Origin of the sequence: Helicobacter marmotae (genome assembly GCF_003364255.1) — a bacterium.
In the GTDB taxonomy this organism is placed as follows: Bacteria; Campylobacterota; Campylobacteria; order Campylobacterales; family Helicobacteraceae; genus Helicobacter_C; species Helicobacter_C marmotae.
The window spans coordinates 47,203-68,335 of record NZ_NXLR01000011.1 but is presented as its reverse complement, the minus strand read 5'-3'; the positions used below and the strand labels follow the sequence as shown (position 1 = coordinate 68,335).

The window sequence follows — 21,133 nt, the reverse complement described above, 5'->3', positions numbered from 1 at the left end:
TGACAAAAGAAGGATAACAAAGAATTTCAATAGAAAAAAGACAAATATTACTTTTGAAGTATCCATAGATATTCAAAAACTTCCCTTGCACCATTGTTTGCATTACTTTTAAAGCGCGTACAGGGGATTTTTTCAAAAATTACATTCCCTAAAGGCTCTAAAACTTCTTTGATTTGAGATTCTTTCATAATCCCTTCGCTGTTATAACTCAAAACCAACGTTTTATAATTTTTTATTTTCGCGATCTTTTCAAGCTCACTTAGGGCAGTTTTAGCATTACAAAATGCACTTTTTTGGCTTTGCCATTCTCTTAATCCTGCCACGCCTCTTATTGTAGGGTTATCATATTTGGCAATGGTTTCTACTAAATGATAATTAGGAGCATATTGGCGATGATTATAGGGCGGGTCCATATACAGAATATCAAAGATTGAATCTTCAAAGCTTTTTAATATCTCTTTAGATTCGCCACAGAAACAAAAATGTTTTGTATTACTTAGTAATAGTTCTATTGCTTTAAGTTTGAATGGTTTTAATGCCCTTTTATCCCAATTTTTACAAAATGCTGCATATACGCCAGCGACATTAGCGTAAAATGAAAGGGATTCTATAAGCGTGGCAAGAAGAATGAAATATTCATTCTCATTGATTTGATTTTGTATTTTCCATACTTCAATCTGCCATCTTATAGCGTCAATTTTTGCCGCATTATTATCGCTAAAATACATTCTAGGAGTTTTTAGATCTCTGCTTCCACTAGGTGAGTAATTGTGGTAGATAAAGCCCTTTTTGCAAGGCAGGGCATTAAGATAATTAAGCACCTTTTGATAAGGAGTTTGTATATTTTCAAAAAGAGTAGCATTTGAATTAAAAGATTCTATTTTATCTTGCAAAATTTCAAAAGTTGGATATTGATTGTTTTCTAAATATGCTTTTTGCAGACAATATGAAAAATACAGCAAATCACAGCTATAAATATTAAAACCTTTTTGTTTAAAGAATCTCCCCATGCTTGTGCTTCCTGCAAACATATCAAAAAAGCTTTGTGATTTTTGGAATGCTATTATTTTGTGCTTTTTTAAAATTTCATAAATTTTAGGCGCTAGAGATTCTTTATTACCAATAAAGCGCATGAGAATCTCCTGTGTATAGAGCTTTTGAGCTCTCATAATTGGTAATTAATACTTCTTTGGTGAGATTTTTATCTTTATATTTTGTTTGGTAGTTTGCATTCGTGTAATGTGATTGAATGCAATAAACTACATAATCATTGGTGTGTATCCATTGTTGTAGTATTTCATTATGTTTTCCCTTGTGAGATAAAACATTGGATAGCGCAAATTTAATACCCTGCGAATCTAAAAATTTTAAAGAATATAAAAGTCTTTTTTCTAGCTGCTCATTCCAGCCACTAAAGCCTCGCTTTCCATCATTATAAGTGCCTTGTGTGATGAGATAGGGTGGGTCAGCATAAACAAAGCTTTGCCTATTTAAAGCAACAGAATCTAGAGCTTTCTCAAAGTTAAGACTAGAAAATGTGATGGGCTTATTTTGTAACGCTTTGACAAAATTAATAAGATGATTACGCATTGCTGGATTAAAGCTTGAGCGATTTTTACCAAAGGGATTATTGAACTTGTGCGCATTATTAAAGCGGATTTGATGATTAAAAGAAAAGGCGATAAGCACAAAAAGCAAAATAGGGGATTTATGTGCATTATAATCATCTCTTAACAAACAATAACCCTGTGCATTTTGTAAATCTAGCTTGTATTTTGAAATAATATTATCAATTGCTTGCAATGTAGTTTCTAAAGCATTGCATTGCAGATATTTATACAAATCAATGAGATAAGTTAAATTGTCATTAAATATCAACTTTTGAGCCTGTGGCATTAAATGTTTGGTTGTATTTGAATTTTGCAGTGCTAGATTCTCTATATTTATCCCTACATTACAACCCCCGCAAAAAAGATCTAAAAATATATCACTTTGTGCTGGAAATAGGGGTAAAAGTTGAGGGAGAATCTTGTACTTGCCACCGATATAATTGAGTGGGGATTTGCAATAATGATTAGTTGGTTGTAATGTTTTAGTCATTATTTTTCCAAAAATCAAGCAAATTTTTAAGTGAAGTTATAAAAATCTTTGGAGCTTTTATGCCTAAAATCATCTCACCTTTTGCGTTAAGTAAAAAGCCAATTTCAACCTCTATAATCTCTTTTATATCACCACCATATAACACAACAGAGCGGATAATTTTATAGGTTGGAATCTCAATCCCTTGCAAGGAGAGACTTAAAAGATTTGCAATTTGTATGAATTTATTTTTTTCTCCAATTTGCTCTTGAGCTAATCCATGAGAGATGATTTCTATTTTCTCTCTAAAACCAAGTTTTCTTAATGCAGCAGCAATTCCGCTTATTGCCCCGATATTTGGGTCATGGGCTAGTCTGCCATTTTTCACTAATCTAGCTGAAATTTGAACTGCATTATTACACATTTGTATGCTCACATTGCCTTTTGGAGGATTTTTCATTTGAGCCTTAAAAGAGATTAATTCTTCAATATTTTCAAAAGGCTTTAAAATCTCATCATCTTTTTGAAACTCTTTGCCTACAATCTCGACACCTAGAGTTCTTAAAATTCTCGTGCCAAATCTTGAGGTTGGTGTGGGTTTTGCTTTTTGAGCTACTTTTAAGTTATAAAGCATAATTTTTTTAGAATCTGGATAAAAATAATGTGCATAAACAAATTTCGTAATCCTCTGATAAACCCCTGTATTTCGGCTTTCGCTATCATCAGTTTTAGTTTCTTCGATGAGATAGCAAGGAATATCCTGCAAGGTCGGTCTATGCTCTTGAAAGAAGACTAAGTAATCCACAAAGCTACTTTGCCCACCGATGATTTCAAGATATATTTTTGCAATTTGGTTGCTTCTAACGCCGATAATTTCATAAGCAAATTAAACATACCCTGCTTCACAATAGGCAAGATTCTCACATTATCCATAAAAGCACAGATTCTAGCATCTCGCATAAACATTTTGACAATAAAGTGCAAGACTTCTAATTTGGGTCTCTCCTCAGTGAGTATCCATAGATTTAAGCTGCTCAAAGCTTGCCCCCTTTCCCTTATTGAGTTAATACGATTCTAACTTAAAACGCTTTAAGGAATTTATATAAAAACAATTATTTTGCAACTTCACAGATAAAATCTTGTGCATTTATTGAGCTTGCAGTTTGCAATAAAATCGAAGGTAATTTGTCATTTTGAGCGAATCGTGTGCGAAATAAAGAAACTCTCAAGGAAATCACTAAAAATTTGCCAAGTTTGCCATCACAAACCTTTGAACTCTGCCACTATTGTCATTCTGAGGGAATGGTAATGACCGAAGAATCTCTGTGGGCGACTAGTGATTCCTTTAGAGATTCTTCGGTCGCACCTTGTGCTCCCTCAGAATGACAAACTTGGAGAGTCACTGGTAATTCGGGCGAAGTTTCTGCACAATGCTCAGAATGACAAACTAACTGCCTTTCTAGTGATTCTATTAAAGAGTCTTTAGCGGATAAGAGAGATTCTTCGGTTGGGCTACGCCCGCCCTCAGAATGACAAACTAACTTCCCTTGCAAGGTAATTTTATCTTGTGGATTGGACTTGTTGTCATTCTGAACCCCTGCAAGGGGTGAAGAATTGCTGTTTGGATTTCTAGCAAATGCTATTATTTTGTCATTCTGAGGGAGTGAAACGACCGAAGAATCTCTGTGGGCGACTAGTGGCTCGGGTAGAGATTCTTCGCCCTCTAAAGAGGGCTCAGAATGACAATAGGATTGGGATTGTCTAGTGGCTTTGTGAAGCAATTCTTCAGCCCAGCTATTCCAAGACTAAAGAGCCGACAAATCGCCTTTTAGTCTGTGCGAAATGCTATATTATAATGAATGATAAAATCCCTTTCCTCCTCATTTAGCCCATATAAAGGACAAAGGATAGCATCTATCTCATCGATAAGGCGCTTTGATTTGCGTATAATGTAAGTTTTCACACCATTGCGATACTCTGCGTGTTTTTCTAAATCTCTCTCATATTGCCATCCTAAATCACGCAAAGCCTGAATGCTTTGATTATTTAAAAGCGGAATGGGAAAAGATTCAAACTCATAAATATAGCTATGCCTCCCCTCTGAATATAAATTTCTATACCACCAAAATAAGCTACTAGACATAATGCCTACAAGCATTTTAGCATCACTTGTAGGAAAATATTTTTGCGTGCTAGAGCTTGTGGTAGAATAGCTTGTATAAAGATCATAATACCGCCCGCCTGTGTCTCTATAATACACATTTTCTTTGCCTTGCATAAAGTCTTTAAGCGTGGTTTTATGGGCATAAAGTTTAGATAAAATGTCTTTTTCTATCTTTAAGCCCATTTTGGCAAAAGCCCCATCTTTAATAAACGCTAAGCTATCTATAAAACAGAGATTATCAATAATGCTTTGGATAGATGTGTTTTTATCTCTTAAATTTACTTTGCTAGTAAGCAATCTCTTACACGGGGTGAAAGTCTTTGTAAAAGTTATGATAGATACCCTTTGGTCAGCATTGAGGAAAATTCTAGCAGGGGAATTCCCATAGCTACTTACTTTTATTTGCTCGCATTGGCTTAAAAGCAATCTATGCAAATTTGCATTTGATTTAGAGCTTGTAATACTAATAGGCGTGATAAAGCTTAAAACCCCTCTATCTTTTAAGAGCTTATAGCCCAACTCCACAAAAAACTTATAGCTATCAAGTGCGCCGCTATTGGTGTGTTTATAAATGCTTTTATAAAGATTTTTATATTCCCTTATATCTGCTCCGTATGGGGGATTGCCTAGCACGATGTCCCAGCCTTGCACACTTTGGCTTGAATTATTGATTGTGTCTTCCATTTTGTTTAACCTTAGTCCTAAAATGTGCTGATTATAGCTCTAAAGCTCGCTCTTCTGTCTTAAGGAATAAGCCTTATCTTATAGAGAATCCTAATGCGGGATTATGGAGTTTTTACGTGCGGTTTTTTGCAAGGAAAAAATGAGTAAAAACATTAAGATTGCATAAATTGCACTTAGACTCGTAAATGCAGGGAAATTTACTTTTAAGCTTTCATCAAGGAATTTGCCAAAGATAGGGAGAAGTAAGGCAGGTTTAATGGCAAGTATCAAAATATCTCCGATAAAACACAAAGCCATAATGGCTTTAAACCATTCATATTGCCTCAAATAAAGTAAGATAAAAAATATAACGACAAAGGCAAAGCAAATCGCGCTTATTACAATCAACTCTAAGAACACCTCGTAATCCCAATCAACCCAAAAATGCGATGATGGAGGGATTTTACCTAACATTACCATACCGCTTGTGTATCTTGCGCGTATCCAATATCTCCTTTTTGCGCAAAACAAAACATTCCAAAACTAAATAATCCAAACAATGCTATCAACATTAATACATTATTGAGAATCTTCAACAAATCCGTGTGATGCTCAGAGGTAGCGCGGTAGAATCTCAATACCCATTTATCTATCCATTCTTTGCTAAATATTTTAGACTTTTTAGAATCTAGCTCTATTTCTTTGCAATAAAGTTCGAGTTTATGCCACTGCGAAGCCTCTAAAAGATTATTATCTTTAATCAACGCATTTTTAAAGAGCCGAAATGAATCGCGAAAATCATTGGCAAAATATGCTAATGGCTTATTCTCTTGTCTTTCTTGATGATATGCTTTATGCGTTTCTTTGATATTTGTCTCTACATTTTCAAAGTCAAACTCAAGCTTTGCATTGACAAGATTGACACTTCCCTCAAAAGTTGCTTGTGAGAAATTTGGGACTTTTTCAAAGGTTACACCATAAAAACACGCTACTTTCTCAAATACACACTCGTGAAAATCCGCAGATTCCTTAAAAATAGCATTATTAAAATGAGGGTTATCACAAAATTTTGATTTTTTGAAATCTACTTGATTGTGAAAGATGGAATTTATGAAAGTCGTATTATTTTTAAAAATACAAGCACGAAATAAAATCTTTCCATAGAAATTAAATTTATGAAACTCTGCCTGATAGTAGAAAAAATTTTCAAATTCGCATTCATTAAAAGTAAAATTTCCATACATATTATGAGCAAACACACAAAATGAAACGATACGATAATTCATTATGATACATTCTTCACATTTAAAATCTTTATGTATCCATACATTATTTGTGCTCCCTTTTATCTCTTCTTCATTAATACTTTTTATGAGGAATTTTTTAAAAACTACATTATTATCAATATGTAAAAGTAAATCATCAATTTTATCAATGCTTACATCTTGCATAAAGTGCATATCTTTAAATATCAACTCTTTACAAAGTAAATCCTCACTTTGCCTATCATTTCTTATAAATTCTATTTTTACATTGACAATCAAAGTATTGTTTTGATAAACAACGCGCTTATGCTTATCAAAGCTGAGTTGAGTAAGGAATTGCCAAAGATTAGGTTTCATTTCTGAACACGTCTTGGCATAAGCATTAAATTCTTCAAGGGTGATAGGTTTCATTTTATTATCTTGCCTTATTTTTTGAGGTTATCTCGTATTGTTTTGTTACTTGGATTGCTCCAAATACTTGCCTATCAAAACGCACAGCATTAGGCAAAACTCAAGTTGTCTTTCTTTGCTTAAATATTATTTAGCCAAAACGACTTCAACAAATTTCAGCTTGTTTTCTTCGCAATATTTTTTATTCATATTTTCAACAAATTCATCTTTAATACAATAAACACAAACAAGGCAATTTATCATATTAAGCAGAATGTTTGCGAAGTAAAGAATCTCTTAAGAGAATCACCAGCGACTCTCCCTCTTACAGAGGGTGAAGAATGACAAAATTTCTACCTGCACGGGAATATCACATTTCAGCGGGAGTGGTAATGACCCGATGCAAGATGGCAGAGCCACACAAAAGTAAGCAAAGCACAATCTGCAAAGTGCAAAACATCTCTTTTGAAATCACCAAAAATTAAAAGAGTATTTCACACTTTGAAGCCCACAAAGGCAAGATGTGGCACAAAGCTCAATCAAAGCATTAGGGTAAATATGATGGGTCGCTAAAAGGCATATGCGAGCCTACTACTTGCACATTCTGGGCTTTAAAAAGCTCCAAATATGATTTACGCGTTTTGAGCGCCTCTTGTTTGTCATTATCAAAGGCAATAGTAATATCTGGGTTTTGAATCTGCACATCATAGACATGCAATAAATCCGCCCAAAATACGATTTTTGCCTGCGTATCTTCAATACTTATGAGATTATGCCCGGGTGTGTGCCCATAAGCAGCTAGAGCCCGCACTTGCGTTTGCGTCTCAAAGAGTGGTTTGCTGTGGTCAAAAAATGCCTTTTTATCCTTGAGGGCAAGGAGGCTTCTCTTTATGAGTTCATTATCACTTTTAAGCCAAAACTCATATTCCCTCTCATCAATCAACATAAGGGCATTACTAAAGTTAAGCTCGCCTTTATCATTGAGTATGCCGCCTATATGGTCTGGGTGAGCATGCGTGATAATGATATGCGTAATATCGCCAAACCCCAGCCCATGCGCCTGAAGCTTCTCTTTAAGTGTGCCTTGAGTGTGGCTATAGCCCGTATCTACAAGAGCATTAAAGCCTTCTCCCTTAAGGAGCATAACATTATGCTGATTTTTTCTTACTTTTTTAGCGATTTCTTGCTTGTCTTTCTCTTCTATTATGAGCTTAGAGACCGGTGGGTCAAACTCACCGAGTGAAATAATATGCACATCAATATCGCTAAAATCTATAGCATAAACTATATGGGCTAGGGATAAAAGAGCAATAAAAAACTTTTTCATATTCTGCCTTTGTAAGTGGTTTAAAGGGCTTAAGTTAATATGAATGAATATATTTTTTCTTTAAATATAGAATCTTTTATGCACTTTTTGCAATTGTATTTTACAAAAATACTCATTTTAGGCAACTTCATAGCACAAAAGGCGTATTTTGATACACAGAAAAGTTCAGCCAATTTGAAAACATCACACTCGCACTTGACTTCCAAGAAAGCACCACTTCGCCCCGCTCATTGAAATAATACAAAGGCTTAGCTATATCTAAGCCCTTTTGCTTATCTCGCTCATATTCAAGCAAAAGCGTATCTTTAGCATATTCTGGGTGAGCGAGTATGAAATAATCTTTTTCATCCCTTAACGCACTTATACCGCTCTCCTCCCCTTCAAGCAAGATTTTAAGCCCGCTTGCGCGCACACTTTTTTCATCTATGCCTGAATGCCTTGAATGAGGCATTTTGACTATCTCATCTACGCCTGTGAGTAGGCTATCTTGTGTGATGATTCTATGCTCAAAGATACCAAAAGCCTTCGCACTAAGGGCGACTTTAGGAATCTTATGGAAATGATATAGCCCAGCCATAGCCCCCCAGCAGAGATAAAGTGTGCTTGTGCAATGGGCTTTAAGATAATCCATAATTTGCTTTAGCTCTTCCCAATACGCCACCTCTTCATAAGCTAAATGCTCCACAGGCGCGCCGGTAACAATCGCACCATCAAAATTGCGCCCCAAAATATCGCTAAAATTCACATAAAATCGCTCTAAATGGCTTTTAGATGTATTTGAGCCCACATAGCTCGCTGTGGAGAGAAGCGTGATATTCACCTGCAAGGGGGAGTTAGCCAGCAAAGAGAGAATTTGATTTTCTGTCTCTATTTTAATGGGCATAAGATTAATAATAAGCACCTCTAAAGTGCGTATATCTTGGTGTTGTGCCCTTTGTGTGTCAATCACAAAAGCATGACTTTTTAAAAGTTCAAAAGCTGGAATATCTCTAGGAATGATTAAAGGCATATGCCCCCCTTGATGTGATAGTTAAACGCATTATTGTGGGAAATTACTCCAAAACTCATAAAAAACATATTGCGATAGAATAAAGCCTAAGGGTAAATTAATAGCTACCCCTAAGCTAAAAGCCACAAAGGGCTTAAGCCCAACTTGCAAGATTTTCTTAAACTCTGTGCTTAAACCTATGCACAAAAATGTCCAAACAAAAATCCAATTCCTAAGCTCTTTGACAAAGCCTAAGGCTTCTTTTTGATAGAGTTTCTGACTATCAAGTGAAAGCAATGCCAAAAACAAAGTGCCTAAAATTGAAGCCACAATAAAGCCCAAAATAAACTTAGGAAACCGCTCCCAAATCGCACTTATGCTGACTTTTGATGTTATGGCTTGAGAATCTGTATGGGAATGTATTGTAACAGCATTTTCCTTATTAGCACTCTTTGACCAAAGCGCTATAGAGCAAAATGCTACAAGCACAGCCCATATACCTACAAACATATCTCTCCCAATCACTTTAATCAAAGTAAAGCTAGCAACAGCCCGCTCGCTCCCTAAGCTTTGAGCAGCTGCAAGCCCTGCAGCATCGGCAAACTCTGATGTACCTATCCATGCTCCAGCCACACCCATATCTAAGCCTAAATAGCGGCATAATGGTGGCAAGAGTATCACCATGACTACAGCCCAAAACACCACTATACTAATACTCACGCTTATATATTCAGCCTTTGCTTTAGCGGCATTCCCTATCACAATGGCTGCACTCACCCCGCATATACTTCCCCCAGCACCTAAAGTCGCCCCAAAGCTAGGCTCTAGCTTGAAAACTTTCGTGCTTATAAAAAATATGCTAAAAAAGGTGATGATCGTAATAATACAAGCTTGAGCTATCGCTACTCCACCAGCACTAAGAAGCAAATGCAAAGGCAGAGTAGCCCCCATAAGCACTATGCCTACTTTCACATACTGCTCTACTAAAAGCGTATCTTTAAACCATTGTGGCAAAGCAAAGCTATTACTTATTAAAAGCCCTAGAAGCAGCGCAATAAGCGGTGTCTCTAAGCTCCAAGCTTTGGCAAAAGTATGCGTGCTTAAAAGTGCCACCACCAAAGAAAGCACATACACGATACTAAAGCCTAAGACAAAATGCCTTGCATTACGTCCCAAAATATAAGCCCCCAAGGCAAAAATGGCTAAAAACAAAGCCCATAAAGCAAAGATATGAAATACACTGACATTCAAAGCTTTGAATATCTCACCTCCACTTCCCCAAGAGCTAAACTTCACCTTAAACACACTCAAAGCCCCCAACGCATCAAAAGCCCAAAACAAGCTTATAACACCAATCAAAAACAAACCTATAGCATTTGCCAAGCCATCTTCACTTGCAAAGACTTTCCCCCATTTTTTTATATACATTATGTTCCCCCATTATTCTCTCTATCATCTTATATACTTAAAGCTATGAAACACTTCTATACTTCTTGCATGATTCTTGCATTATTCACATCATTTTGGGCATTAAGCCTAAGCTTTGTGCCTAGTGCGAAGTCCTGCTTTAAGGGCGGGAGGACTATCCTCTGCCCAGCATAAGGCATACTTAGAGATGATTTCACCGCCTCCCCAAGTATCAATATAGCGGGTCTCTCAACCATTGCTGCCATTTGCTCTAATTGTCCTAAACTCCCTATAACTGCCTTTTGTTCCCTACAATCCACTTGAGAGACAAAAGCCGCAGGAATGCTCAAAGAAATGCCCAAATCCTTTGCATAAGCCACTATGCGCGAAGCGAAGCTATGAGCCATCATTACTATGAAAGTAAAGGGCGAGTTTAAAAGCCAAGTAAGCCACTCTGCATGGAAGATATTCTCCCTCAAATGCGCACTTACAATCAGCACGCCCGAGCTCACCCCCCTCAAAGTAGGCACTATCCCCGCACTCAATGCCCCACAGAGTGAAGAGCTAAGCCCCGCTATACATTCACACTCTACACCCTGCTTTTGTAAAAAGCTCACTTCCTCCCACACTCTACCAAAAAGCGCAGGGTCGCCCCCTTTAAGCCGACCTACGCATTTGCCTTCTCTAGCGTATTGAAGCATAAGGGCATTGATTGCTTCTTGCTTAAAGCTATGCTTACCTTTAGCCTTGCCTACATTTATACACTCTACACCCAAATGCTCCAAATATGCCCAAATCTCTTCCCCCACAAGATTATCTAATAATGCCACATCAAGCAGGCTTAAGCTTTCAAACGCCTTGAGCGTCAAGCTTGAGAGCTTATTGGGACCACAGCCTATAATAAACACCTTGCCTAAGTTCTCTTTACACAATGCCCTTATGCTTTGCTTGGCTTGCGCCCCTAGTGGCTTCGTGCGACTCTTTTGTAGCATATATGAAAAAGACGCAATAGCCTTAGGCAAAAGCGTAGCGATTTTATCCCTAATGTTTTGAGCCAGAAGGGGACTAGCACCATTTGAGCTTACAAGCACAGATACTTCACCCTTGCGCGTAATCGCACCGAAATAAAAATCACATAAATGCGGCATATCTACGACATTGAGCAAATACCCGCCCTTGCGCCTATAAGCAAACAAAAACTGCCCCAAAGCACCATCCCCACTCGCATCAACCACCAAGCCAAAGCCTCTTTTACTAATAAAATCACTTATATCCTCATGCCACTCTCTATCCATAATCGTATAGCCCATCTCCTCTGACATACCAAAATGAGCAAACACTATGTCTTCGCTTAAAGGAGAGAAAAATGCATCTTTTATCTCCTTTGCACAGATTTGTATCTCAAATCCCGCTTCTTTTAGCACTTGGTATTTTTGCTTGGCTACTGCCCCCGCCCCTATAAGCAAAGTTTTCTTAGGAGTGAGGGCTATAGGAAGCACATTTTTAGCATCTTGTTTTAATAATTTATTATCCCCCATAAGTTTTCCTTTAATCTATGCACCTTTTTTATTGTTTTCTTCCCCTATGCCTCTCTTGCTTAAGCTCACATCAAAAAGCTCATCACTTGTAAAATCATAATAAGGCTTTTGGTCTTCATCAAAATCTGGTATCTCTTCATACTTTTGGGCTAAAGAGATAATCTCCTGCTCTCCGCCCCCTTCTCCTAGCCATGATTCAAAGCTTGTAAATTTAGGCTTGTCTTTCATATAAGCTGATAAAACGGCATAAACAAATTCAGGTAATCTAAAGGCAGAAATATCTGCTATTTTTTTTCCTAGTCTTGTCTTCCCCTCCTCTATAAATGCCCCAACAAGCACATTATAAGCAGGATAAGAATGCTCCCCCTTGCGTTTAATCTTCCCAAAGAATCCTAAGTTTGCAGTGGCGTGATTTCCACAAGAATTGGGACAGCCAGACATATGCAGGCTAAAGCCTTGCAAACTATCAAGCTTCATATCTCTTTGGCTAAGGTAAGATTCAATAGCTAAAAGCGCACCCCTTGGGCGAGCTATCCCTAGCTGGCAAGTCGCTGCCCCTGTGCAAGCCACCATATCCCCCAGTAAAGTGGGCTTTAAACTTTGAGGAGAAAACTCCACTATAAGGCTATATAAAGAGAGCGCGAGCTTAGAGTTTAGATGCCTAAGATAGAGATTTTGCTCAGAGCTAAAGCAAATGCAACCTTGCGGGGCATACTTTAAAGCAATGCTTAGCTTCTCTGCCCACTCATAGGGTATATCCCCTAACTGCAAGGGTACTTTAATGTAATAATACCCTGCTTGCTTTTGCGGAGAGACAAAGCGACTCCACCATAGCTTTTCTTCCCTATTCATCTCTGGCAAGACAGTATCTTCAAGCGGAGGCAAAGATACAGAGTGAGATATATGAATCTCCCATCCCCCCTGCTGCCTTAGATATGCTATCTCTTTCTTAATAAGCCTTGCTAGCTCCTCCTCTCCCAATCTCTCTGCAACAAACCTTAGTCTTGCTTGAGACTTTCTCTCCCTATCACCAAACTTATCAAAAACGCGTTTTATGCTCTCTGCGACCAAAAACACTTCATTATCAGGGATAAAGTCAAAAAGCTTAAACCCCAATCTACTTTTTGCCCCCAAACCCCCTGCAGTATAAACGATAAACCCCCTTTTTTCCAAACCTTTATTGTCTTTATTAATAGTTGCTATAAAGCCCACATCTGTGATAGTTGCTAGGCTTCTATCAGCCCGAGAGCTAGAAAAGGCGATTTTAAACTTTTTGGGCAAGGTAAAGCTATCCTTAAGCCCTAAAAACTTGCTTGTGAGCGCATTTGCATAAGGCTGCACATCAAACACATCATCTAAAGCCACCCCGCTTAGCACATCACTCACAATATTACGTACACAGCCCCCTCCGCTGCCTCGTCCTGTAATGCCTATCTTATGGCAAGATTCTATAATCTCGCACAAATCCTCAAAGCGCGCATAATGCAGCTGCAAGCCTCCCCTTGTAGTTACATGCAGCTTTAAGTTCGCAAACTTTTTAGCAAAGCCAGAGAGCGCTAAAAGCTGCTTTGGGCTCACCACTCCCCCATGCGTTTTTAATCTAATCATATAAGTATTTCTTTCTCTTTGCTCATAGATTCCATAAGGTACGCGGATAGCCTTAAATGCGGCAGCATCTATTTTGCCATTTTTGAAGTCATCATAACTTTGCTTAAAAAACGCAAAATCATCCCTTAAAACCGAATCTGGTATGTTATACACACTCATCTCTCCCCCCTCCATTTATTACATATCTAGCCCATTAGGGCACAATCGCAAAAGCCCTCACAGGAAACCCGGGAAATCCCTCAAATTTAGGCACACCTATGACAATAAGCCCTCCCTTTGGTGGCAAAAGCGTGAGATTATTTAATATCTCTAGCTGGAATTTATTGTGTGCTAGTACAAATTTCTCACTCTCAAAAAAGCCATTTTTTGCCACATCAGCGCTGCCATCGGTATCAAAAGTTTCATGCCCTATAGCCACAACTCCCCTTTTGTTTAAAAGCAAATCAAGTGCTTCTATGCTCCAGCCGGGCGTATGAGGATTACCTTTAGAATCTTTATTGCTAAAATCACTTTTACCAAATCTTTTGCTCCACCCACTTGCAAAAGCCACAAAGCTCCCGCTAGGGATCTCCCCATGTATTGCCTCCCAATCCAAAATGTCCTGCGCGCTTAAAATAAAATCCGGATTCTGCTCTACTTCGCGCTCCTTATTCACCACCACCAAAGGCAAAATAAACTCTTTAAGCTCGATTTGCTCTAAAGTGCGTTTATTATCTACAAAATGCACAGGCACATCAATATGCGTGCCATATTGCGTTACAAAACTCACCTTATGCACAAAGAATCCATCTTCTGCCACACTATAGGGAGTCTCTATCTCCAAAGCAGGGAAAGCCCCAAATCGTGGAATCTCTGGGCTTACATTATGAGTCAAATCAATCCATTTGCCCTTTTGCAACACTTGCAATGCTTCTAAAAGTGTTTTATCTGTATTCAAACTCTCTTGCGGAGAGCTTGAACAGCCAAGGAATAAAATTGCCGCTAAAAGGCTTAAAGTCAAAGATTTCATATATGCTCCTTTTGTGTTTATTTTTATGATTCAAGGGCTTGCTTTAAATCCGCGATTAAATCATCAGCATTTTCTAAACCTATGCTTAGGCGCACTGTGTTTGGCGTGATACCCGCAGATAGCAGCTCTTCTTGGCTAAGTTGAGAATGCGTGGTTGAAGCAGGGTGAATAATAAGGCTTTTGCTATCACCAATATTCACAACCACCGCAAAAAGCTCTGTCGCATTACAGATTTGCTGCGCCTTTTGATGACTTTCTACCTCAAAGCTCAAAAGCCCGCTTGCTAGGGCATTGGTATAATATTTCTTTAGCAAGGCATTATAAGGATCAGAATCTAGCCCCGGATAAGCCACACTTTTTACCTTAGGGTGAGATTGTAAAAACTCTGCGACTTTCAATGCACTTTGGCTATGCTTTTTAATACGAAGCTCTAAAGTCTCCAAACCTTGCAAAATAATCCATGCCGCTTGCGCGCTTAAAGTCGCCCCGATATTCCTTAGCCACTCAATAATTACGCGTATAGAGAAAATAGGCAAGGGGAGGCTCGCATATATAAGCCCATGATAGCTAGGATCTGGGGTATTAAAGGCAGGATAACGTGGATTATCTTCAATCAGCGCATTTAAGCCATTTCTCTCTATAATCGCCCCACCTAGCGCACTTCCTTGCCCATTGATATATTTACTCAAACTATATACCACTACATCTACACCATAATCAAAAGGCTTGTGTAAGAATGCTGTAGCAACGGTATTATCACAAATAGTGATGATTTTATTTTGTTTAGCAATTTGAGTGATTTTCTCTGTATCAGCTATGGAAATTTGCGGATTTGAGAGACTTTCAAAGAAAATTGCCTTAGTTTTTGTATCTATCAGCTTGGGGAGGGAATTTTCTATATCATCTATATCAAAAACCCTCACTTCTATGCCAAAACGCTTTAAAACATGCACAAGCAGAGTTTGTGTGCCGCCATAGATTTTGTTTGAATACAAAATATTATCGCCATTTTGCGCACAATTCACAAGCGCGTAAAAAATCGCACTCGCCCCGCTTGCTGTAGGCACACCAAATGCCCCTCCCTCTAGGGCAGCTAGCCTAGCCCCTAAGACATCAACCGTGGGATTTGTAAGTCTGGAGTAGATATTCCCTAACTCTTGCAAGCCAAATCGTGCTGCGGCTTGCTGGAGGGATTCAAAACTATAGGCGGTATTTTGATAAATTGGCACACTCATTGTGCGCTGTGTATCATAAGTATAACCTGCGTGTAATGCAAGCGTATCTGGTGAAAATTTATTATGTGTTAAATTTGCCATTTTGTGTCCTTTATTTAAAATTAACGAGGTGATATTATCACAAAAAAATGAGATTACAATATGTAATATATGAAAATATGTAATTTTTTGCGGAGATGTTACTTTTTTACATATTTTTTAAAATACATATTGTAATTTTAATTTTTTGATGAAATACAGCGAGTTATCTCTCGGTAATAACATGCTTAATTCACATTTTCATTTACTCTCAAGGAAGATGAAGCCAAAAGTGTATCATAACCCAAATATCTTATTGGAAGTTTTGAGTGGTTGTATTGATTTGATGTCTTGGTTTGCAAAAATAAATTTTGCAAACCGCCTAAAGCCCTGCGGGGGGCACTCTATACTAACTTTTTTGCCCTTTTTTGGGTGTGGTTTGAGCTTCTCGCCTGTGTGGTTAGTTTGTCATTCTGAGCCTGTGAAACAGGCGAAGAATCTCTCTTATCCGCTAAAGACTCCTTAACAGAAACACTAGAAAGGCAGTTATTTTGTCATGTCTTGCGGGCTTTATGCCCGAAGAATCTCTTTTAGATTACTAGAAAATCCGTTAGCTTGTCATTCTGAGGGAGCACGAAGTGCGACCGAAGAATCTCTTAAAGAATCACTAGTCGTCAAAAGAGATTCTTCACCCCTTGCAGGGGTTCAGAATGACAAACTAACAACATTTACTAAAAATCCAAAAAGCAATGATTCACAGAAAGCCCACAGAGATTCTTCGGTTGCTACGCTCCCTCAGAATGACAACGGAATGAAATCTGCTAGAAATCCAAGTAGCAATTCTTCGGTAGCCATCACGCCTACCAGCAAGGGCTGACAAACTAAACAAAGTCTTTAAATAAACTGCAATTAAGCAATACACTTACGCCTTACTTAAGAAAACAAACTTATCCCTCTTTCTTGCCCCCTCTTTTTATCCCCTCTTTTTACCTAATCTTGGAGTCCGCATTGATATGCAATTATTCCATCACATACATCACATAAAGGTATGAAAGATTAAGATTCTCTAAGTAAAATCCCTAAATCATTGAACTCTATTAAGGTAATGGAGGCTTAGAATGAAAGCCGGCGCGTTTTTTTGGATTATATTTGGCTTAAGTGCATATGCGATGTATTATGTTTATTCTGCATATTTAATGGATATGCTTATAGCACTTTTAATTTCTATTGCGACTTTTGGCTTATATACTTATCTCTCACACCATATCAAATACCCCATTATCTCTGCTTTTATTAGTGTGTGTATTCTTGTGTTGCTCTTATTTGTGCCATTGTTTTTTTTGATTAAAAGTATCATCACTCAAGCCACAGAGCTCACACTTAATGCCTCTGCCTTTAGCGCATTTATCGAGGGGGCTAAGGGGGAGATTCTCTCCCTTTTTGCTTCATTCCCCGAAGTTCAAGCCAAAATTGAATCTGCTCTGCAAAATATATCAGCTACCTCCATCCTTAGCTATATCTTTAACTTCAGTTCCCAACTTGGCAAGTCAAGTTTAAGATTTATGGTAGATACAGGCTTTATCATTGTGTTTTTATTCTTTTACTTCCTCTATGGGAAGCAAGCATATATGTATGTACTCGAGCTTATACCCTTTGATAATGCCCAAATCTCGCTTGTCTCTAATGAAGTAACTAACACCATTAAAGTGGTCTTTTATACTTCATTACTCAATATCGTTTTGCAAGGCTTTGCCTTTGGCGTGATGATTGTTTTCTTTGGCTATGATGGGATATTTTTTGGTATGCTTTATGGACTAGCTTCCATTGTGCCTATCATCGGCGGGGGCTTAGTGTGGCTACCACTTGGGTTTTATGAATTCTATCTTGGGCATACGCAAAATGCCATTATCATCGCTGTTTATGCGCTTGTAGTATGCGCGGTGTTGATTGATAATATCATCAAGCCCATTTTAATTGGCATTATCAATAAAAAAGTGCTAAAAACTTCAGTGAAAATCAATGAATTGCTGATTTTCTTTGCGATTTTAGCGGGGCTTACAAGTCTTGGATTCTGGGGGATTATCATCGCCCCTGCCCTCACCGCGCTCTTTATCTCACTTTTAAGAATCTGCAAAACTCAAACCATTAAGACAGATTTAGGCAAAGAAGACTTGGGAGTAAAGTGAATAATTTTTAGCTTCAAAGTGGAGCGGAACTCATCTCTACTTAGCTCAAAGCACACATCGCCACTCTGCCCTACCTCACGCATAAATGGAGCGAAAAACTCAATACCCACAAGCTTAATATGAGCCCTCCTATCATAAAGGACATATTCAAAATGCTTGCCATCCTTGCCTATGGGCTTTATGGATTGTATCAGCAAATCCTCGCATATAAATAAAGGTATGGGATTCCCCTCCCCAAATGGAGCAAACTCCTCGCATAATGCCAAAAGCTCATAATCAATCTCTTCACTGCCAATAATGCCAAGTATGGGCTCTTGTGCTCGTGCCTCATACATAAAATGCTCCCCTAAAGTGCCTATAAAATCTTCTAATATATCCACACTTAAACTTAAGCCAACCGCGCCCTTATGCCCACCAAAGTGAAGCAAATAAGAATCTACGCAAGTAATGCTGCCTATAAGATTTGCTCCTCCCTCACTTCTGCCGCTGCCTTTAAGCACATCTTTATGTTTATTGAACACAAAGGCACTTTTTTGATATTCTTTAGCTAAAGTAGCCGCCACAATGCCTAATACCCCCTCATGCCAGCCCTCCCCATAGCTTAGAATAAAATGCTCCTTCTCTATAACACACTCTTTAGCGGCTGCTAAAACCTCCGCTTGAATGGCTTTACGCTCTGCATTTAAAGATGAAAGCTTGGCATAGAGTTGGTGTGCTTGGGTGAGATTTTCAGACACTAAAAACTCCAACGCAATATCCGCACTTGCCATACGTCCTGCAGAGTTTAAAAGCGGGGCGATATAAAATGCTAAAGTTTGTGCATTGATATACTTATATTTGAGGCAGAGAAACTCCGCCAAAGGGCTTTTCGCACTCTGCAAGGCTTGCAAGCCTTTTTGCACAAGTATGCGATTAATCCCCACAAGGGGCATTACATCACCAATGCTCGCTATGGCAAGGTATTCAAAAAAGCATTTCATATCAATATCTGCTTGCAAGGCTTCTTTGAGTGCAGCACAAAAATACCATGCCACTACCGCACCACAAATGTCCTTTTGAGGGAAAGAGCATTGAGGCAGGTGAGGGTCAATAATCACACTAGCCTTTGGGAGTTCTTTACTTGGGGTATGATGGTCTGTAATCACAAGCGGGATATGCGCTTTCGCACACCATTCCCCCGCACACATCGCACTTATGCCATTATCTACACTGATTATCACAGCGGCATTATGGGCATGCTTTTGCAATAATGCCGCGCTAATGCCATAGCCATCGATAAAACGATTAGGGATAACAAGCCGCATACGCTCATAGCCTAAAAGCTTAAAAAACTTCACCATAACCGCACTTGCGCATATCCCATCTGCGTCATAATCCCCCACTACAAGCACTTCTTTGGCATTTTTAATACATTGCGCGACAATTTGCGCCCCTTGTGTGATATGAGCTAAACTCTGCGGAAGGGGGAGATGAGAGAGTGAGAAAATGCCTCTTTGCACATCGCGAGATTTAAGAATCTCCACGACATCTGCTTTATTGATATAAGGATAAGACATGGCTATTTTTTATGCTTTAAGGTATGCTTGACAAACTCAAGGATAATGGGGTTTGGTCGTTGAAGGCGAGAGGTAAATTCTGGGTGGAATTGCACGGCAACAAACCAAGGGTGATTTGATAACTCAATAGCCTCTATAAGTCCATTACTTTGCGCACTTATCACCATGCCATGTGCTTCAAAAAGATCCCTATAAGCGGGGTTTGCCTCATAGCGATGACGATGTCGCTCTTTAATAAGGCTTGCGCGCCCATAGGCTTCATAGAGCTTACTACCCTCTTTTAAGGAGCATTCATACTCGCCTAAGCGCATTGTCCCACCCATAGGTGAAGTATGCGTTCTTAGCTGCATATTGCCTTGTGTATCAATAAAATCTTCAATCAAATACACTACAGGCTCTTTCGTGTGGGGATTAAACTCTATAGAATCTGCCTCAGCTAGCCCTAGCACATTGCGTGCAAACTCAATCAAAGAAAGCTGCATACCCAAACAAATCCCTAACATCGGTATGCCCTCAACCCTCGCATATTTAATGGCATTAAGCTTGCCCTCTATGCCCCGCTCACCAAAGCCCCCGGGGATAAGGATAGAATCTACATTATGTAATAAACTTGGCTCTTGAATGAGCGCCTCACTATCAATCCATTTGATATTCACACCTATGTCGGTATTTGCCCCTGCGTGGATAAGCGATTCTATAAGAGATTTATATGATTCTTTAAGGCTAAGATATTTACCCACAAAGCCAATGGTAATATGCGACTTTGGGGCGATGATTTTTTTAACAAGCATATTCCAATTATCCATTTTGGGCTCTAATTTCTCTAGCTTTAAATGCCTTGCTATGGGGATAAGTATCCCCTCATCTAAAAAATTAAGAGGACATTTATAAATGCTCTCTGTATCTTCTGCGACAATCACGCTATCATCATCGACATCACAACTCATCGCAAGTTTGCGCTTTAAGTCTTTATCAAGGCTTTTTTCACATCGTGCTACGAGAATCTGCGGGGAAATCCCTATGCGCCTTAACTCTTGCACTGAATGCTGCGTGGGCTTAGTTTTAAGCTCCCCTGCGGCACGTATAAGGGGAATGAGTGTAACATGTATAGAAATTACCTGATTTGATCCTAGCTCATGCTTCATTTGCCGCATAGCTTCCAAATAAGGCATACCCTCTATATCGCCAACCGTCCCTCCAAGCTCTACAACAAGAAAATCTCTATCCTCTCCTGCAAGTCGTATGCGCGCTTTGATTTCATCTACAATATGGGGGACAATCTGAATCGTTTTCCCCAAATATTTGCCTTTGCGCTCATTTTCAATCACAGACATATATACTTGCCCGGTAGTGAAGTTATTAGTCTTATGAAAATCTTTATTTAAAAAGCGCTCATAATGCCCTATGTCTAAATCCGTCTCCGCTCCATCACAGGTCACAAACACTTCCCCATGCTCTAAAGGGCTCATTGTGCCCGGATCTACATTAATATAAGGATCAATTTTAAGAATAGATACATTATAGCCGCTATGTTGAAGTAAGGTTGCTATTGAAGAAGAGGTAATGCCCTTGCCTAGAGAGCTTAGAACCCCTCCTGTTACAAATATATATTGAGCCATGCGAAGCCTTTAAAGTGATAAATTAGATTGGCAATAATATTAAATCCGTGGTTAAAAGCTCGTTAATTTACTTTATTTTGT

The 21,133-nt window shown here is 38.7% G+C and carries 19 protein-coding genes and 2 pseudogenes; 3 read left to right on the top strand and 18 right to left on the bottom strand.

The features are described 5' to 3' along the window. Positions 1-47: 47 nt before the first annotated feature. The 9 genes and pseudogenes from CQA63_RS06555 to CQA63_RS10580 all read right to left on the bottom strand — a co-directional run. Positions 48-1,169 carry a DNA adenine methylase gene (locus CQA63_RS06555; protein ID WP_244916280.1) on the bottom strand — a complete coding sequence of 374 codons (1,122 nt, stop codon included), beginning with the start codon at positions 1,167-1,169 and terminating at the stop codon, positions 48-50. Beyond that, entirely contained in the window at positions 1,117-2,100 is a 984-nt protein-coding gene (locus tag CQA63_RS06550; protein WP_104699070.1) for a Dam family site-specific DNA-(adenine-N6)-methyltransferase, read from the bottom strand. Before CQA63_RS06550 ends, CQA63_RS06555 begins: the two co-directional genes overlap by 53 nt. Beyond that, on the bottom strand, positions 2,093-2,884 hold the full coding sequence (locus tag CQA63_RS06545) for a hypothetical protein (protein ID WP_233706524.1): 792 nt from the start codon (positions 2,882-2,884) through the stop codon (positions 2,093-2,095). Before CQA63_RS06545 ends, CQA63_RS06550 begins: the two co-directional genes overlap by 8 nt. Beyond that, positions 2,872-3,117, bottom strand: a complete 246-nt coding sequence (locus CQA63_RS10235) for a hypothetical protein (protein ID WP_233706525.1) — start codon at positions 3,115-3,117, stop codon at positions 2,872-2,874. The genes CQA63_RS06545 and CQA63_RS10235 overlap by 13 nt, the downstream gene beginning before the upstream one ends. Positions 3,118-3,368: 251 nt before the next feature. Next, positions 3,369-3,860 (bottom strand): hypothetical protein, encoded by a 492-nt coding sequence (locus CQA63_RS09495; RefSeq protein ID WP_147288742.1) that lies wholly within the window; start codon positions 3,858-3,860, stop codon positions 3,369-3,371. A 47-nt stretch (positions 3,861-3,907) separates the two neighbouring features. Beyond that, positions 3,908-4,927 (bottom strand): Eco57I restriction-modification methylase domain-containing protein, encoded by a 1,020-nt coding sequence (locus CQA63_RS06540; RefSeq protein WP_104699736.1) that lies wholly within the window; start codon positions 4,925-4,927, stop codon positions 3,908-3,910. Between the two features lie 90 nt (positions 4,928-5,017). Then, on the bottom strand, positions 5,018-5,386 hold the full coding sequence (locus CQA63_RS06535; RefSeq protein WP_104699737.1) for a hypothetical protein: 369 nt from the start codon (positions 5,384-5,386) through the stop codon (positions 5,018-5,020). 209 nt (positions 5,387-5,595) lie between these two features. Continuing rightward, positions 5,596-5,724: pseudogene (locus CQA63_RS10585) on the bottom strand (hypothetical protein); the annotation flags it as partial. Positions 5,725-5,859: 135 nt separating this feature from the next. Next, positions 5,860-6,150 (bottom strand): annotated as a pseudogene (locus tag CQA63_RS10580) (pentapeptide repeat-containing protein); the annotation flags it as partial. 752 nt (positions 6,151-6,902) lie between these two features. On the opposite strand from CQA63_RS10580, the gene CQA63_RS09855 reads away from it, so the two are divergent. Next, positions 6,903-7,046: a hypothetical protein gene (locus tag CQA63_RS09855; RefSeq protein ID WP_170128384.1), complete on the top strand. Its 144-nt coding sequence runs from the start codon at positions 6,903-6,905 to the stop codon at positions 7,044-7,046. 62 nt (positions 7,047-7,108) lie between these two features. Here CQA63_RS09855 and CQA63_RS06525 read toward each other — a convergent pair whose 3' ends face one another. The 7 genes from CQA63_RS06525 to CQA63_RS06495 all read right to left on the bottom strand — a co-directional run bounded on the left by CQA63_RS06525 (position 7,109) and on the right by CQA63_RS06495 (position 15,754). Beyond that, a complete protein-coding gene (locus tag CQA63_RS06525; RefSeq protein WP_233706587.1) occupies positions 7,109-7,888 on the bottom strand; it encodes an MBL fold metallo-hydrolase in 780 nt (259 codons plus the stop codon). A gap of 127 nt (positions 7,889-8,015) precedes the next feature. Further along, a complete protein-coding gene (locus CQA63_RS06520) occupies positions 8,016-8,897 on the bottom strand; it encodes a homoserine O-succinyltransferase (protein WP_104699739.1) in 882 nt (293 codons plus the stop codon). A 30-nt stretch (positions 8,898-8,927) separates the two neighbouring features. Beyond that, a complete protein-coding gene (locus tag CQA63_RS06515; RefSeq protein WP_104699740.1) occupies positions 8,928-10,304 on the bottom strand; it encodes a YeiH family protein in 1,377 nt (458 codons plus the stop codon). 56 nt (positions 10,305-10,360) lie between these two features. Further along, positions 10,361-11,821 (bottom strand): siroheme synthase, encoded by a 1,461-nt coding sequence (locus CQA63_RS06510; protein ID WP_104699741.1) that lies wholly within the window; start codon positions 11,819-11,821, stop codon positions 10,361-10,363. 15 nt (positions 11,822-11,836) lie between these two features. Then, entirely contained in the window at positions 11,837-13,588 is a 1,752-nt protein-coding gene (locus CQA63_RS06505) for a nitrite/sulfite reductase (protein ID WP_158655463.1), read from the bottom strand. A gap of 34 nt (positions 13,589-13,622) precedes the next feature. Further along, positions 13,623-14,438, bottom strand: a complete 816-nt coding sequence (locus CQA63_RS06500; protein ID WP_104699743.1) for a cyclase family protein — start codon at positions 14,436-14,438, stop codon at positions 13,623-13,625. A 23-nt stretch (positions 14,439-14,461) separates the two neighbouring features. After that, complete coding sequence (locus CQA63_RS06495; protein ID WP_104699744.1) at positions 14,462-15,754, bottom strand: O-acetylhomoserine aminocarboxypropyltransferase/cysteine synthase family protein; 1,293 nt, start codon at positions 15,752-15,754, stop codon at positions 14,462-14,464. Positions 15,755-16,247: 493 nt separating this feature from the next. On the opposite strand from CQA63_RS06495, the gene CQA63_RS06490 reads away from it, so the two are divergent. After that, complete coding sequence (locus tag CQA63_RS06490) at positions 16,248-16,568, top strand: hypothetical protein (protein WP_115511845.1); 321 nt, start codon at positions 16,248-16,250, stop codon at positions 16,566-16,568. 241 nt (positions 16,569-16,809) lie between these two features. Next, on the top strand, positions 16,810-17,877 hold the full coding sequence (locus CQA63_RS06485; protein WP_104699746.1) for an AI-2E family transporter: 1,068 nt from the start codon (positions 16,810-16,812) through the stop codon (positions 17,875-17,877). Here CQA63_RS06485 and recJ read toward each other — a convergent pair. Continuing rightward, positions 17,829-19,433, bottom strand: a complete 1,605-nt coding sequence (recJ, locus tag CQA63_RS06480; RefSeq protein WP_104699747.1) for a single-stranded-DNA-specific exonuclease RecJ — start codon at positions 19,431-19,433, stop codon at positions 17,829-17,831. The genes CQA63_RS06485 and recJ overlap by 49 nt on opposite strands. A gap of 2 nt (positions 19,434-19,435) precedes the next feature. Further along, positions 19,436-21,052, bottom strand: a complete 1,617-nt coding sequence (gene pyrG / locus CQA63_RS06475; RefSeq protein ID WP_104699748.1) for a glutamine hydrolyzing CTP synthase — start codon at positions 21,050-21,052, stop codon at positions 19,436-19,438. Positions 21,053-21,133 lie beyond the last annotated feature (81 nt).

Coding starts and splice junctions, on each gene's coding strand:
- CQA63_RS06555 (WP_244916280.1), bottom strand. CDS start 1,169: ATGAGAGCTCAAAAGCTCTATACACAGGAGATTCTCATGCGCTTTATT.
- CQA63_RS06550 (WP_104699070.1), bottom strand. CDS start 2,100: ATGACTAAAACATTACAACCAACTAATCATTATTGCAAATCCCCACTC.
- CQA63_RS06540 (WP_104699736.1), bottom strand. CDS start 4,927: ATGGAAGACACAATCAATAATTCAAGCCAAAGTGTGCAAGGCTGGGAC.
- CQA63_RS06535 (WP_104699737.1), bottom strand. CDS start 5,386: ATGGTAATGTTAGGTAAAATCCCTCCATCATCGCATTTTTGGGTTGAT.
- CQA63_RS09855 (WP_170128384.1), top strand. CDS start 6,903: ATGACAAAATTTCTACCTGCACGGGAATATCACATTTCAGCGGGAGTG.
- CQA63_RS06525 (WP_233706587.1), bottom strand. CDS start 7,888: ATGAAAAAGTTTTTTATTGCTCTTTTATCCCTAGCCCATATAGTTTAT.
- CQA63_RS06520 (WP_104699739.1), bottom strand. CDS start 8,897: ATGCCTTTAATCATTCCTAGAGATATTCCAGCTTTTGAACTTTTAAAA.
- CQA63_RS06515 (WP_104699740.1), bottom strand. CDS start 10,304: ATGTATATAAAAAAATGGGGGAAAGTCTTTGCAAGTGAAGATGGCTTG.
- CQA63_RS06510 (WP_104699741.1), bottom strand. CDS start 11,821: ATGGGGGATAATAAATTATTAAAACAAGATGCTAAAAATGTGCTTCCT.
- CQA63_RS06505 (WP_158655463.1), bottom strand. CDS start 13,588: ATGAGTGTGTATAACATACCAGATTCGGTTTTAAGGGATGATTTTGCG.
- CQA63_RS06500 (WP_104699743.1), bottom strand. CDS start 14,438: ATGAAATCTTTGACTTTAAGCCTTTTAGCGGCAATTTTATTCCTTGGC.
- CQA63_RS06495 (WP_104699744.1), bottom strand. CDS start 15,754: ATGGCAAATTTAACACATAATAAATTTTCACCAGATACGCTTGCATTA.
- CQA63_RS06490 (WP_115511845.1), top strand. CDS start 16,248: ATGTCTTGCGGGCTTTATGCCCGAAGAATCTCTTTTAGATTACTAGAA.
- CQA63_RS06485 (WP_104699746.1), top strand. CDS start 16,810: ATGAAAGCCGGCGCGTTTTTTTGGATTATATTTGGCTTAAGTGCATAT.
- recJ (WP_104699747.1), bottom strand. CDS start 19,433: ATGTCTTATCCTTATATCAATAAAGCAGATGTCGTGGAGATTCTTAAA.
- pyrG (WP_104699748.1), bottom strand. CDS start 21,052: ATGGCTCAATATATATTTGTAACAGGAGGGGTTCTAAGCTCTCTAGGC.